Origin of the sequence: Streptomyces sp. NPDC001536, assembly GCF_042894505.1 — a bacterium.
In the GTDB taxonomy this organism is placed as follows: Bacteria; Actinomycetota; Actinomycetes; order Streptomycetales; family Streptomycetaceae; genus Streptomyces.
In genome coordinates, this window is sequence record NZ_JBIAVQ010000006.1 from 354,317 (window position 1) to 368,036 (window position 13,720).

Here is a 13,720-nt window from a genome sequence, read left to right on the forward strand (position 1 = left end):
CCCGAACCCGATCGACGCGGACGAGCCATGGATGCGCGGGCTGCACGCCGACACCGGCTATCTGCTGTACCGCCTGGGGCTGCGCTCGGGGCAGCTGTTCAACACGTTCCTCCAGGAGTCGGGGCTGCGGCTGCGCCACTACGCGGTGCTGCGCTTCCTCGCCGGTGCCGACGGCGCGCTCCAGCGCGAGCTGAGCAATCGGCTCGGCTACGACCCGAGCGCGATCGTCGGCCTGGTCGACGACCTGGAGAAGCTGGGCTTCGCCGAGCGGCGCCCCTCCCCCGACGACCGCCGCAGCCGGATCGTGGTCCTGACCGAGGACGGCCGCGGATTCCTGCGCGACACCGACGAGGCGGGCCTGCGGGTGACGAACGAGCTCCTGGACCCACTGGACGCCACCGAGCGGGAGGCCCTGCACGGGCTGCTGCTGCGGATCGCGGAGGACGGGCTCAACTGATGTTGTGCAAATGATTGACGGCGATATGAGAATTGCCTAACTTCACTCGCGTCCCACACCCCCGCCCCCGCATCGGAAGGGACCTCGTGTTGAGAACCCCCACCGCTCTCGCCGTACTGACCGCGACCCTGTGCGCAGCCGTCGCCGTGCCCGCGCAGGCCACCGCCACGGACACCCACCTCGAAGGACAACTCCCCTCGGGTGCCAAGTACTTGATGGACGTCCCCGCCGACTGGAACGGCACCGTGCTGCTCTACAGCCACGGCTACCGCCCCGCCGCGGCCCCCATCTCCGCGCAGAACGCACCCAGTTCGGCCACCCTCTCCGAGCTCCTCGACGAGGGCTACGCACTCATCGGCTCCTCGTACGCGGCGAACGGCTGGGCGATCACGGACGCCGTGCCGGACCAACTGGCCACGTTGGACCTGTTCACGGAGAAGTTCGGTAAGGCCCGGGAGACGATCGCCTGGGGCACGTCGTACGGCGGTTTCGTCACGACGACGCTCGCCGAGCGGCACGCCGACCGGTTCGACGGCTCGCTGTCGATGTGCGGTCTGGTGCAGGGCGGTGTCGCGAACTGGAACAGCACCCTTGACCCGGTGTTCGCGCTCAAGACGCTGCTCGCGCCGGACGCCGACATCCCCCTCGCCGGTTTCGCCGACCAGTCGGCGGCCGTCGGTGCCGCGAACGCGCTCTCCGCGAAGGTCACCGACGCCCAGCAGACCCCCGCGGGCCGGGCCCGTATCGCGCTGGCCGCCGCCTTGCACAACATCCCCGGCTACAACGACCCCTCCCAGACCGAACCCGCCCCCACCGACTGGAACGCCCAGCAGGCCAACCAGTACGCGGCCGTCTCCGGCCTGTTGAGGCTCCCCGCCTTCAGCTGGCGGCAGGAGGCGGAGAGCCGGGCAGGCGGCAACATGTCCTGGAACACCGGCGTCGACTACTCGGCGATGCTCGCCCGGTCCCCGCTGTTCAAAGAGGTGACGGAGCTCTACAAGGAGGCGGGCCTCGCCCTGCGCGCCGACCTCGAGGCCCTCAACCGCGCACCCCGGATCTCCGCCGACACCAAGGCCGTTCGGTGGATGCGGCAGACCAGCGCGCTCTCGGGCCGGCTCACCGACCCCCAGCTGAACATCCACACCACCGGCGACGCCCTGATCCCCGTCCAGGCCGAGAGCGCCTACCGACGGGCGGCCACGGCGGCGCACTCGGGCAAGCTGCTCAGCCAGGCCTACGTCGACGGGCCCGGCCACTGCACCTTCACCACCGGTGAGATGATCGGCGCCCTGCACACCCTGGAAGACCGCCTGGACACCGGCCGCTGGGACGCCTCGCCGCAGGCCCTCAACACCCGTGCCGCACAGGAGGATTCCACGACGGAACCCCGATACGTGAGCTACCGGCCCACCGCCTACCCCCGCCCGTACGACCTCGCCCACCCGGGAGACGCCCGGCCATGACCGTCCGCTCCGCGCCCGACCGACTGCTGTCCGTGCTCGCCGCGTTCGACCACGAACACCCGGCACTGAGCCTGACGGACATCAGCCGGCGGGCCGGGCTGACCCTGACCACCGCCCACCGGCTCGTGGGCGCCCTCACCGACTGGGGCGCCCTGGAGCGGGACGAGTCCGGTGTGTACCACGTCGGACTGCGGCTGTGGGAGGTCGCGGCGCTCGCCCCGCGCGGGCTCGCGCTGCGCCAGATCGCGCTGCCGTACCTGGAGGACCTGTACGAAGCCAGCCACGAGAACGTGCAGTTGGCCGTGCGGGACGGTGCCGAGGTCGTCTACATCGAGTGGCTGTCGGGCCGTTCGGCGGTCGGCGTGCACATCCGCGTCGGCGCCCGCTGGCCGCTGCACGCCACCGGTGTCGGCCTCGCCCTGCTCGCGCACGAGACCCCGGAGTTCCAGGAGCGGTACTGCGCGGGCCCGTTGGCCTCCTTCACCCCGTACACCATCACCGACCCGGCACGGTTGCGCCGGGCCCTGGCCGACGTACGGCGCACGGGGGTGGCGGTGAGCGACCGTCAGGTCACCGACGACGCACTGTCGGTGGCCGCCCCCGTACGCGGGACGGGCGGGGCGGTGGTGGCCGCCGTGTCGGTCGTGGTACCGCAGGTCGACGCGCAGGTGCCGGTGCTGGTGCCGGCGGTGCGGGTCGCGGCGCGGGGCATATCGCGGGCGCTGGGGTGGCGGCCGTCCTCGCTCAGCGGTTGACCGAGAACGCCCCGACGGTGCTCCGCTGACCAGCCCCGGATATCCCTCTCACCGGCGAGGCAGGGCCCGGCACCCGTCGCGATACTGGTACGGCCCTTGCCCCGAGGAGCCGCTCATGTCCGCCCAGTCCTGGTTCGCGCCGGTCGCCGCACGGCTGCGTACGACGAATCCGTACGTCGTCGACACGGCGCTCGCCGCGCTCGTCCTGTTCGCCGTCTCGCTGCAATGGATCTTCCCCGACGAGGGGGACGACCGGCTCACCCCGCTCGGCTGGCTGCTCGGCGCGGCCACGGCCCTCCCGCTGGTGTGGCGCAGCCGCGCCCCGTTCGTGACGGCGTGCGCGGTGTCGGTGGCCACCCCCGCCCAGGCCGTCCACCACGCCCCGCCGCCGGACGTGATGTACGGCGGGCTCGTCGTCCTCTACACCATGGCCGCCCGGGGTACGCCCTGGCAGCGGCGCTTCATGCTGGTGGGCTGGGCGATCGGCGTCTCGGTCACCATGCTCCACAAGGAGGGCGCACAGCCCTTCGAGTACGCCTTCCAGCTGCTGAGCGTCGCCTGCGCGTACGCCCTCGGGATGCTGGCCCGTGTCCAGCGCGCCTACACCGCCGAACTGGAGGACCGGGCCCGGCGGTTGGAGCGGGAGCGGGCCGCGGACACCGCACGGGCGACCGCGCAGGAACGGGCCCGGATCGCCCGGGACATGCACGACATCCTGGCGCACGCGGTGAGCCTGATGGTGGTGCAGGCCGAGGCCGGGCCGGTCGTGGTGCGCAGTGATCCGGCGCGCGCGGAGGCCGCTTTCGAGGCGATCGCGGCGGCCGGACGGGACGCCATGTCGCAGCTGCGGCGGATCCTCGGCGTCCTCAAGGAAGAGCAGCGCAACGGCACTTCACCCCAGCCGGGCATCAAGGCGCTGCCCGCACTCGTCCGGCAGGTCCGTGAATCGACCGGCCTGCGCGTCGAGTTGAGTACCGAGGGCGCGCCGCGGCCGCTGCCGCCGGACAGCGACATCGCCGTCTACCGCGTGATCCAGGAGGCCCTCACCAACACGGTCAAGCACGCGTACGCTTCCTGCGCGACCGTCGAACTCGACTGGACGGAGGATGCCTTGACGCTGACGGTGACGGACGACGGACGGGGTCCCGCGGTGCCGGGCGGTGGGCACGGGCTGATCGGTATCCGGGAGCGGGCCGCGGCCTGCGGCGGTGACGCGCGCGCCGGGCGGGGCCCCGAGGGGGGTTTCCGGGTCGTCGTACGTCTTCCCGTGGTGGACCGGCAGGCGGCGCCGGGGTGAGCATCCGGGTGGTCGTCGCGGACGACCAGGAGCTGGTCCGCAGCGGCTTCAGCATGATCCTGGAGGCGCAGGCGGACATCGAGGTGGTCGCCGAGGCCGGCGACGGCGCGGAGGCGGTCGCCGCGGTGCAGCGGCACACGCCCGACGTGCTGCTGCTCGACATCCGCATGCCCGTGATGGACGGCCTCGATGCGGCCCGGCTGGTGTGCGCGCAGTCCGCGTGCAAGGTCGTCATGCTGACCACCTTCGACCTGGACGAGTACGTGTACGAGGCGCTGTACGCGGGTGCCAGCGGCTTCCTGCTCAAGGACGTGCGCCGCGACGACCTGGTGCACGCGGTCCGGGTGGTCGCGGCCGGCGACTCGCTGCTCGCCCCCGCGGTGACCCGGCGGCTGGTCGCGGACATCGTGAAGCGGCGCCGGGAGGAGGCCGCGGCCGACGTCACCCCGCAGCGCCTCGACGTGCTGACCGCGCGCGAGGTGGAGACGCTGCGGATGCTCGCCCGCGGCCTGTCCAACGCCGAGATCGCTTCGGCCCTGTTCGTGAGCGAGCACACCGTGAAGACCCATGTCAGCAATGTGCTGAGCAAGTTGGGGCTCCGGGACCGGGTGCAGGCGGTGATCTGCGCGTACGAGACCGGCCTGGTGACGCCGGGCGCGCTCTAGGCCTGGTCGCCCAGCTCGGTGAAGAGGGTGAGCTGGAGCGCGCCCGGTGCCTCCAGGCGGGAGTTGAGGGAGTTCCAGGGGGTGCGGGTCGGTTCGGCGATCACCTCGGCGCCGGCCTGGGCCAGTCTCGCCGTGGTGGCGGTGGAGTCGTCGACCTCGAAGGCGACCCGGATGGGTCCGGCCACGCGGCGCCCGACCTCGACCTCGTCGATGAACGCGGCGTGGTTCGGGTCGGTGATCTCCAGCGTGGCCCGGCCGGCCTCCAGGATGGTGACCCGGCCGTCGGGCGAGGAGAACGCGGCGCGTTCGGGCAGGCCGAGGACGTCGCGGTAGAAGCGCAGGGCCTCGTCGTAGTCCTCGGCCGTGACGACGAGACGGAGTTCGCGGACGGCGGGTGCGTCGGACATGGCGGCTCCTCGGGATCGCGGATGGTGCTGTGATCAACTCCGGTACCGGTGCGGTTCATTCCTCCCTCCCGGGAGGGAGAGGGACGGCCCTCTCCCCCGTGCGACGGAGCCCCGGAAACCGCTCCCTCCGGCGATCCGGCACCACCCCCTCCCGCACGAGCCTGAGGGCATGTCAACCGATGCCCCGCCGGGAGGGACCGTGCTCTCCACACTCGCCCGGACGGCCACGCGCCGTCCGCTCACCGTCATCGCGCTCTGGGTGGTCTTCCTGCTGCTCGGCTTCGGGCTCGGGACGGGTGTCTTCGGGCGCCTGTCGGACAACGTGCCCGAGGTCCCCGGCACCGAGTCGGAGGCGGCCGCGCAGTACCTCGACCGGGTCGACCCCGCCGGTGAGTCGATCACGGCCGTCGTCGAGGGAACCGCCGTCTCCGACCCGGGACTTCGCGCCCAGGTCGAGCGGGCCGTCGCCGAGGTCCGGGAGGTCGCCGGCGTCGCCGCCGTACCGGATCCGTACCGGACGCCAGGACTGCTCGCCGAGGACGGGCGGGCGCTCATCATCCCCGTCGCCCTGGAGGGCGGTCTGGACGACGACGCCGAGGAACGGACGGTCAACGACGCGTCCGACCGCATCAAGGAGATCGACGCACCCGAGGTCCACGTCAGCGGCGGCCCGCTGCTCGGTCTCCAGATCGGCGAGAAGGCCCAGGAGGACGTGAAGAACGCCGAGTTGATCTCCCTTCCGGTCGTCCTCGCCCTGCTCCTCGTGGTGTTCGGCGGGCTGCGCTCGGCCGCGCTGCCCCTCGTGATCGCGGTGAGCGGCATCGCGGGCGCGTTCCTCGCGCTGTTCCTGTTCAGCGAGGTCACGGACATCTCCGTGTACGCGATCCAGGTCACCACCATGCTGGGCCTCGGACTGGCCGTGGACTACGCCCTGTTGATGCTGGTCCGCTTCCGCGAGGAGCGCAGGAACACCGACGACGTGACCGAGGCCGTGCACCGCACGGTCGCCGCGGCCGGGCGGACGGTGCTGTTCTCCGGGCTCACCGTGGCGGTCAGTCTGACCGGGCTGCTGGTCTTCCCGAGCGTGTTCCTGCGCAGCATGGGCCTGGCGGTGGCCGCGGTGGTCGTCGTCGACATGCTGGCCGCGCTCACCCTGCTGCCCGCGCTGCTCGCCCGCTTCGGCGGGAAGATCCCGCCGGCGAAGGTCCGTCCGGAGGGCGAGGAGGGCCGCGTCTTCGCCCGTCTGGCCCGCTTCTCCGCCCGCAACCGGATCGCCGTCCTCGCGGTGATCGTCCCGGCCCTGCTGGTGCTCGCCCTGCCGGTCACCGGTATGCGCATCAACCTCGGGGACGCCCAGCAACTGCCGTCGAGCACCGAGGCACGGCAGTTGTACGACACCGTCGACGCCCATTTTCCGCCGGGCACCGGGGTGTCACCGGTGACGGTCGTCCTGAAGCCGGGCACTGACCGGTCGACCGTCGACCGCATACAGTCGCTCAGCCCTCGCGCCGAGTCCCGGGAGGTACCGGGCGGCATCACCGTCGTAGAACTGCCGCCGCCCGGCAGCGTGGACGGCGACGGGGCCACGGACCTGGTGAAGCAGGTACGAGAGATCCGGGGCGCCGAGCCCGTCCAGGTCACCGGCCCCGCGGCCAGGCTGGTCGACTTCCGCGAGATGCTCGCCGACCGGGCCCCCTGGGCGGCCGTGACCGTCCTGGCCGGGATCTTCCTCCTCCTGTTCGCCTTCACCGGCTCGGTGCTGATCCCGCTGCGCACGATCGCCACGACGCTGCTCAGCCTGGGGGCCGCGCTCGGTGTGGTGGTGTGGGTCTTCCAGGACGGCCACCTGGCCGGGCTGCTGGGCGCGGAGGGCCTGGGCGCACTGAGTCTGACGGCGCCGCCGCTGATCATCGCGATCGCCTTCGGGCTCGCCATGGACTACGAACTGTTCATCCTGGCCCGGATGCGCGAGGCCCGGCGCCGCACCGGTGACGACCAGGAGGCCGTGGTCACCGGACTGCGCCGGTCGGGCCGGGTGGTCACGTGCGCCGCGCTGCTGCTCGCCGTGGTCTTCGGGGCCTTCATGACGGGCGGCTTCTCCCCCATCCTCCAGATCGGACTCGGCCTCACCCTCGCGGTGCTGATCGACGCCACCGTCGTCCGCATGCTGCTCGTCCCGGCGACGATGGCGCTGCTCGGGCGTCGGGCGTGGTGGGCGCCGAAGCCGCTGCGGCGGGTGCACGACCGGTTCGGGCTGAGCGAGGAGGCGTCGCCCTCACCGCATGTGCCGACGAACGTCTGACAGCAGTCGGCGCACAGGGGACCTGGCCCGAGGGCCGGGTCCCCTCCCTTACGCCGGTTACAGTGCCGCCATGCGCAACGGGGGGAACCGGCCGACGCGGCCGTGCAAGTGGTGCCGCAGACCGGTCGAACAGCCGAGAAGCCGATGGCGCCGGCGGCGCTACTGCAGCAAGTCCCACCGCCGCAGAAACCGGATCCTGAACGCCGTCATGGAGTTCCTGGACTCGTGGTAGCGGCCTCCCCCGAGCGGGTCCTCACAGGAATCTCAGGAAGCGGCCCGGGGATTCAAAGGATCAGCACATGTGCGCGGCGCAGGATGCACGGGCAAAGGCGGATATCTCAGGAAGGCCTGCCGTGGGCGTCTCGCACATATCGAACCGGTCCGACCAGGCGTCGCGGAGGTGGTCGCGGCGCGGGGTGCTCACCGTGCTGGGCGTGGTTCCGGCCGCGGTGCTGACCGGGTGCGGCGGGTCGGCGGACGCCACGGAGGGGGCGAAGTCGTCGGCGTCGGCGAAGGTCGCCACGACGACGAAGCCGGTCGTCTCGGTGAGCCCCGCGGACGGCACCAGGAGGGCCGCGTTCGGCGAACCCGTCGAGGTCTCCGTGACCGACGGCACGCTGGCCTCCGTGAAGGTCACCGGCAACGACGGCTCCACGCTGGCCGGGACGTTCAACGACGCGAAGACGAAGTGGACGTCGACGCGGAACCCGTACTCGGGCACCAAGTACACGGTCACGGCGCAGGCCGAGGGCGTGGACGCCGAGACCGCGACCTTCACCACCAAGTCGCCCGGCGAGACCTTCGTCGGCTACTTCACGCCCGAGGCGGACTCGACCTCCGGCGTCGGCATGCCCGTGTCGATCGACTTCACGCACGCCGTGTCCGACCGGGCCGCCGTGGAGAAGGCGATCACGGTGACGGCGGATCCGGCCGTGGAGGTGGTCGGGCACTGGTTCAGCGACACCCGGCTCGACTTCCGGCCGCGGACGTACTGGGCGGCCGGCACGACGATCACCCTCGGTCTGCGGTTGAAGGACGTCGAAGGACAGAATGGTGTATACGGTACGCAGTCGAAGGACGTCACCTTCCATATCGGCCGCGAGCAGATCAGCACGGTCGACCTGGCCGCCAAGGAGATGGTGGTGAAGCGGGACGGCGCGACCCACGCCACCTACCCCGTCTCCGGCGGCGACGCCGACCACACCACCTGGTCCGGGATCATGGTGATCAGCGAACGCTTCAAGGAGACCCGGATGGAGTCCTCCACGGTCGGCCTCGGCGACGAGTACGACATCTCCGACGTCCCGCACGCCCAGCGCCTGACCACCTCCGGCACCTTCGTCCACGGCAACTACTGGGCGTCCGCCTCGGTGTTCGGCAGCCAGAACACCAGCCACGGCTGTGTCGGGCTGCACGACGCCAAGGGCGCGAACGACAGATCGGTCCCGGGCTACGAGTTCTACGAGAGCTCCATGCTCGGCGACGTCGTGATCGTGAAGAACTCCGGCGAGCAGACCGTGGATCCGGCCAACGGCCTCAACGGCTGGAACCTGTCCTGGGAGGACTGGAAGGCGGGCAGCGCGCTGTAGCACCGGTGAGAGCGGGGACGCCTCGGGTTCCGGCGAGGCGACCTCTCGGCACATTCACGGCTTCATGGGGTGAACTCCCCCGCCCCCGAAGGACTTTCACGGTTACACCTCTTGACGACCCGAGTGACCGAGAGCACATTGGGCCCACTTTGAGAGCGCTCTCAGACGGTTCTGGGCGCGCTGTCGCATCACCCGCGCACCTCACTCCGTACCCGAGAGGCACACCCCCATGAGTGCACCCTCCGGAACATCCAGACGCCGGCGCGTCCTGATCGCCGTCCTCTCCACCCTCGGTCTGGCCGCCACCCTCGCCACGGCCGCCACCCTGCCCGCGAACGCCAACGCGCCCACGCCTCCCACGGGTTGGACGCAGGTCTTCGTCGACGACTTCAACGGCACCGCGGGCACCGGCGTCAACACCTCCAACTGGCAGTACGCGACCGGCACCGGCTATCCGGGCGGCCCGGCCAACTGGGGCACCGGCGAGGTCGAGACGATGACGTCCAGCACGTCCAACGTCTCGCTCGACGGCAACGGCAATCTGCGCATCACCCCGATCCGCGACTCAGCCGGCAGGTGGACGTCCGGCCGTATCGAGACCAACCGCACCGACTTCCAGCCCCCGTCCGGCGGCAAGCTGCGCGTCGAGGCTCGCATCCAGATGCCCAACGTCACCGGCACGGCGGCCGAGGGCTACTGGCCGGCGTTCTGGATGCTGGGCGCGCCCTACCGGGGCAACTACCAGAACTGGCCGAGCGTCGGCGAGCTGGACATCATGGAGAACGTCCAGGGCATGAACCGCGTGTGGGCCACGATGCACTGCGGCACCAACCCCGGCGGCCCGTGCAACGAGACGACGGGCCTGGGGAACTACACCGCCTGTCCGGGCTCGACATGCCAGTCGGCGTTCCACACGTACACCATGGAGTGGGACCGATCGGTCACTCCGGAGACCATCCGCTTCCTCGTCGACGGCACCCAGTTCCACTCCGTCAACGCGAGCCAGGTGGACGCGACGACCTGGTCCAACGCCACCAACCACGGCTTCTTCATCATCCTCAACGTGGCGATGGGCGGCGCCTTCCCGGACGCGTTCGGCGGCGGCCTGGACAGCGGCACCCAGTCCGGTGTGCCGATGACCGTCGACTACGTCCAGGTGCTGTCGGCCACCGGCAGCGGCACCACGCCGCCGCCTTCGGGCTCGCGTGACGCCTACTCCGCGATCCAGGCCGAGTCGTACAACAGCCAGAGCGGTGTGAGCACCGAGACCACCACCGACACCGGCGGCGGCCAGAACATCGGCCATCTGGCCAACGGCGACTGGGCGCTCTACCAGAACGTCAACTTCGGTTCCACGGCGGCCACTCAGTTCGTGGCCCGGGTCGCGAGCGGTGCGGCCTCGGGGGTGAGCGGGCTGGTCGAAGTCCGTCTGGACAGCCGTGGCAACGCGCCGATCGGGAGCTTCTCCCTTGCCAGTACGGGAGGTTGGCAGACCTGGCGGACCGTACCGGCGAACATGAGCTCGGTGACGGGCACGCACGACGTGTATCTGACGTTCACGAGCGGCCAGCCGGCGGACTTCGTGAACGTGAACTGGTTCAACTTCGGTCACTGATCCATCGGTTGAGCGAGGGGCTCCGCGCCGCGGGGCCCCTCAGCGCAGTTCCGCCCGGAACCCCACCGGCGTCTGCCCCGCGTGCAGTTGGAAGAACTTCGAGAAGTTCGCCGCGTCCGGGAAACCCACCGCCGCTCCCACCCGCCCGATCGGCAGGTCGGTGTGGGCGAGGAGGCGTTTCGCCTCCAGGACGACCCGCTTGTCGATGAAGCCCTTGGGGGTCTCCCCGGTCGCGGCGCGTACCGCGCGGACCAGGGTGCGGCGGGAGTAGCCGAGGGCGTCGGCGTACGCGCTGACGCTGTGGTTCGTCGCGAAGTCCTTCTCCACGGCGTCCCGGAACAGGGTGAACGTCGTGTCCGCCTGCCCCCGCGCCGCCTCCTGCGAGCTGGCCGCCAGATGGGCCAGGCGCAGCAGGAAGGCCGTCAGGGAGTGCCGGAGCACGGCCGTGTGCAGGCTCAGGGGGAGGGTCGCCGTGTCCTTGTACTCGCGCCGCAGCTGCGCCAGCGCCGCCCCCAGACCCGCCAGTTGCGCCGCGTCGGGGTGCAGCAGGGGCGGCAGGTCGTAGCGGTAGAGCCCGGTCGCCTCCACCGTCGCCCGCGGCAGAAAGCCCGGTTGCATGGTGAGGACCGTTCCGCGGTACCCGCTGAACTTCGAGAAGCGGTGGACCTGGCCCGGACGGATCCAGAGCACGTCGCCGGCGTACGCCTCGTACTCGGCGAAGTCGATCATGTGGCGGACGGGGCCCTTGTCGAAGAGCATCACGACATGGAAGTCGATCCGGTGGACGCGGTGCAGCGGGGCGTCCGCGTGCCACGTGCGGTGCGGACCCATGGGGCCGACCTGCATGCCGACGCCGCCGACGCTCAACTCGACCGGGAAGGGGAACGTCCTGATCGCGCCGCCGCCCGCGTCTTGAGGGGTTCTGTCCGTCATGTCCTTCTCGTGCCGCCCAGCCGGAGTGCTCCGTGTCCCACTTTCACCACAGGCTGACACACCACGACCTTCCCTCCTAAAAGTCAGACTTTTAAGTTTGAACGCGTCAGAGCAGCTCCCCCGCTCCAACCGAGGACTTCTTGAAGATGAGCACGCAGACACCGGACAGCTTCGAATGGACCGAACTCGACCGGCGTGCCGTCGACACCGCCCGTCTGCTGGCGGCCGACGCGGTGCAGAAGGTCGGGAACGGACACCCGGGCACCGCGATGAGCCTGGCCCCGGCCGCGTACACGCTCTTTCAGAAGGTGATGCGCCACGACCCGGCGGACCCGGAGTGGACCGGCCGTGACCGGTTCGTCCTGTCCCCCGGCCACACCTCGCTCACCCTCTACACCCAGCTCTACCTGGCCGGGTACGAGATCGAGCTCGACGACCTGAAGGCGTTCCGGACCCAGGGTTCCAGGACGCCCGGTCACCCCGAGTACGGGCACACCGCCGGCGTCGAGACCACCACCGGGCCGCTCGGCCAGGGCGCCGCCAACGCCGTGGGCATGGCCATGGCCGCCCGCTACGAGCGCGGCCTCTTCGACCCCGAGGCACCCCAGGGCGAGTCCCCCTTCGACCACACCATCTGGGCGATCGTCTCCGACGGCGACCTGGAGGAGGGCGTCTCCGCCGAGGCCTCCTCCCTCGCGGGCCACCAGAAGCTCGGCAACCTGGTCTTCCTCTACGACGACAACCACATCTCCATCGAGGGCGACACCGCGACCGCGTTCTCCGAGGACGTGCTGGGGCGCTACGAGGCCTACGGGTGGCACACCCAGCGCATCGAGCCCTCGGACAGCGGCGACATCGACGTACCCGCCCTGTACGCGGCCCTGAAGGCGGCGCAGGCCGAGACCGAGCGGCCCTCCATCATCGCGATGCGCACGATCATCGCCTGGCCCGCCCCGAACGCGCAGAACACCGAGGCCTCGCACGGCTCCGCCCTCGGCGACGACGAGATCGCGGCCACCAAGCGGGTCCTGGGCTTCGACCCCGAGCAGTCGTTCCAGGTCGACGCCGACGTCCTCGCCCACTCCCGTACGGCTCTCGACCGCGGTGCCGAGGCGCACGCCGTCTGGGACAAGCGGCTCGACGAGTGGCGGGGCGCCCAGCCGGAGCGGGCCGAGCTCTTCGACCGTGTGGTCGCCGGTCAGCTCCCCGAGGGCTGGGAGTCCTCGCTCCCGGTCTTCGAGGAGGGCAAGTCCGTCGCCACCCGGGCCGCGTCCGGCAAGGTCCTTCAGTCGCTCGGTGCCGTGCTTCCCGAGCTGTGGGGCGGCTCCGCCGACCTGGCCGGCTCGAACAACACCACCATCGACAAGACCTCCTCCTTCCTCCCCGAGGGCAACCCGCTGCCCGAGGCGAACCCGTACGGCCGTACGGTCCACTTCGGCATCCGCGAGTTCTCGATGGCCGCCGAGATGAACGGCATCGCGCTGCACGGCAACACGCGGATCTACGGCGGCACCTTCCTGGTGTTCTCCGACTACATGCGCAACGCCGTCCGGATGTCCGCGCTGATGCAGCTCCCGGTGACGTACGTGTGGACGCACGACTCCGTCGGCCTCGGCGAGGACGGGCCCACCCACCAGCCGGTCGAGCACCTCGCGTCGCTGCGGGCCATCCCCGGCCTGAACGTCGTCCGCCCGGCGGACGCCAACGAGACGGCCGTGGCCTGGGCCGAGATCCTGAAGAGGCACGCCACGAACCCGGCCCCGCACGGCCTCGCGCTCACGCGTCAGGGCGTGCCGACGTTCCCCGTGAACCCCGACGCGGCGAAGGGCGGGTATGTGCTGAAGGACTCGTCCACCGAGACCGCGGACGTCGTGCTGATCGCCACCGGCTCCGAGGTACAGCTCGCCGTGGCCGCCCGCGAGCTGCTGGAGGCCGAGGGGCTCGGCACGCGGGTCGTGTCGATGCCGTCCGTGGAGTGGTTCGAGGAGCAGCCCCGCGAGTACCGCGAGAGCGTGCTGCCCCCGGCCGTCAAGGCGCGTGTCGCGGTCGAGGCCGGGATCGGGCTGACCTGGTACCGCTACGTCGGTGACGCCGGACGCATCGTCTCCCTCGAACACTTCGGCGCCTCCGCCGATGCCGAGACCCTCTTCGCCGAGTTCGGCTTCACCGCCGAGAACGTCGCCGCGGCAGCGCGGGAATCCCTTGCCGCCGCGCGCGGTTGATCCGATCGCCAGAAA

At 71.0% G+C, this 13,720-nt stretch carries 11 protein-coding genes; 9 read left to right on the forward strand and 2 right to left on the reverse strand.

Going from position 1 to position 13,720, the window contains the following annotated elements:
- Positions 1 to 31 precede the first annotated feature (31 nt).
- From ACFY0U_RS19485 to ACFY0U_RS19505, 5 genes are all read left to right on the forward strand, one after another.
- Complete coding sequence (locus ACFY0U_RS19485) at positions 32 to 457, forward strand: MarR family winged helix-turn-helix transcriptional regulator (RefSeq protein WP_388636961.1); 426 nt, start codon at positions 32 to 34, stop codon at positions 455 to 457.
- 89 nt (positions 458 to 546) lie between these two features.
- On the forward strand, positions 547 to 1,920 hold the full coding sequence (locus ACFY0U_RS19490; protein WP_388636963.1) for an alpha/beta hydrolase family protein: 1,374 nt from the start codon (positions 547 to 549) through the stop codon (positions 1,918 to 1,920).
- Complete coding sequence (locus ACFY0U_RS19495) at positions 1,917 to 2,675, forward strand: IclR family transcriptional regulator (RefSeq protein WP_388636966.1); 759 nt, start codon at positions 1,917 to 1,919, stop codon at positions 2,673 to 2,675. Before ACFY0U_RS19490 ends, ACFY0U_RS19495 begins: the two co-directional genes overlap by 4 nt.
- A 115-nt stretch (positions 2,676 to 2,790) precedes the next feature.
- Entirely contained in the window at positions 2,791 to 3,972 is a 1,182-nt protein-coding gene (locus tag ACFY0U_RS19500; RefSeq protein WP_388636969.1) for a sensor histidine kinase, read from the forward strand.
- A complete protein-coding gene (locus ACFY0U_RS19505) occupies positions 3,969 to 4,637 on the forward strand; it encodes a response regulator (RefSeq protein ID WP_388636972.1) in 669 nt (222 codons plus the stop codon). The genes ACFY0U_RS19500 and ACFY0U_RS19505 overlap by 4 nt, the downstream gene beginning before the upstream one ends.
- On the opposite strand, the gene ACFY0U_RS19510 is transcribed toward ACFY0U_RS19505, so the two are convergent.
- Positions 4,634 to 5,044, reverse strand: a complete 411-nt coding sequence (locus ACFY0U_RS19510; protein ID WP_365397296.1) for a VOC family protein — start codon at positions 5,042 to 5,044, stop codon at positions 4,634 to 4,636. The two genes, ACFY0U_RS19505 and ACFY0U_RS19510, sit on opposite strands and share 4 nt — an antisense overlap.
- A gap of 199 nt (positions 5,045 to 5,243) precedes the next feature.
- Here ACFY0U_RS19510 and ACFY0U_RS19515 point away from each other — a divergent pair, with 199 nt between their 5' ends.
- From ACFY0U_RS19515 to ACFY0U_RS19525, 3 genes are all read left to right on the forward strand, one after another.
- A complete protein-coding gene (locus tag ACFY0U_RS19515) occupies positions 5,244 to 7,346 on the forward strand; it encodes an MMPL family transporter (protein ID WP_388637211.1) in 2,103 nt (700 codons plus the stop codon).
- Positions 7,347 to 7,699: 353 nt separating this feature from the next.
- Positions 7,700 to 8,935 (forward strand): Ig-like domain-containing protein, encoded by a 1,236-nt coding sequence (locus ACFY0U_RS19520; protein ID WP_388636975.1) that lies wholly within the window; start codon positions 7,700 to 7,702, stop codon positions 8,933 to 8,935.
- A 229-nt stretch (positions 8,936 to 9,164) separates the two neighbouring features.
- Positions 9,165 to 10,550, forward strand: a complete 1,386-nt coding sequence (locus ACFY0U_RS19525; protein ID WP_388636978.1) for a glycoside hydrolase family 16 protein — start codon at positions 9,165 to 9,167, stop codon at positions 10,548 to 10,550.
- A gap of 39 nt (positions 10,551 to 10,589) precedes the next feature.
- On the opposite strand, the gene ACFY0U_RS19530 is transcribed toward ACFY0U_RS19525, so the two are convergent.
- Positions 10,590 to 11,483: a helix-turn-helix domain-containing protein gene (locus tag ACFY0U_RS19530; RefSeq protein WP_388636981.1), complete on the reverse strand. Its 894-nt coding sequence runs from the start codon at positions 11,481 to 11,483 to the stop codon at positions 10,590 to 10,592.
- A 146-nt stretch (positions 11,484 to 11,629) separates the two neighbouring features.
- On the opposite strand from ACFY0U_RS19530, the gene tkt reads away from it, so the two are divergent.
- Positions 11,630 to 13,705 carry a transketolase gene (gene tkt, locus ACFY0U_RS19535; protein ID WP_388636984.1) on the forward strand — a complete coding sequence of 692 codons (2,076 nt, stop codon included), beginning with the start codon at positions 11,630 to 11,632 and terminating at the stop codon, positions 13,703 to 13,705.
- Positions 13,706 to 13,720: the final 15 nt, after the last annotated feature.

Excerpts from the sequence above, each read along its gene's own strand:
- ACFY0U_RS19485 (WP_388636961.1), top strand. The coding sequence starts at position 32 with ATGCGCGGGCTGCACGCCGACACCGGCTATCTGCTGTACCGCCTGGGG.
- ACFY0U_RS19500 (WP_388636969.1), top strand. The coding sequence starts at position 2,791 with ATGTCCGCCCAGTCCTGGTTCGCGCCGGTCGCCGCACGGCTGCGTACG.
- ACFY0U_RS19525 (WP_388636978.1), top strand. The coding sequence starts at position 9,165 with ATGAGTGCACCCTCCGGAACATCCAGACGCCGGCGCGTCCTGATCGCC.
- ACFY0U_RS19510 (WP_365397296.1), bottom strand. The coding sequence starts at position 5,044 with ATGTCCGACGCACCCGCCGTCCGCGAACTCCGTCTCGTCGTCACGGCC.
- ACFY0U_RS19530 (WP_388636981.1), bottom strand. The coding sequence starts at position 11,483 with ATGACGGACAGAACCCCTCAAGACGCGGGCGGCGGCGCGATCAGGACG.
- ACFY0U_RS19495 (WP_388636966.1), top strand. The coding sequence starts at position 1,917 with ATGACCGTCCGCTCCGCGCCCGACCGACTGCTGTCCGTGCTCGCCGCG.
- tkt (WP_388636984.1), top strand. The coding sequence starts at position 11,630 with ATGAGCACGCAGACACCGGACAGCTTCGAATGGACCGAACTCGACCGG.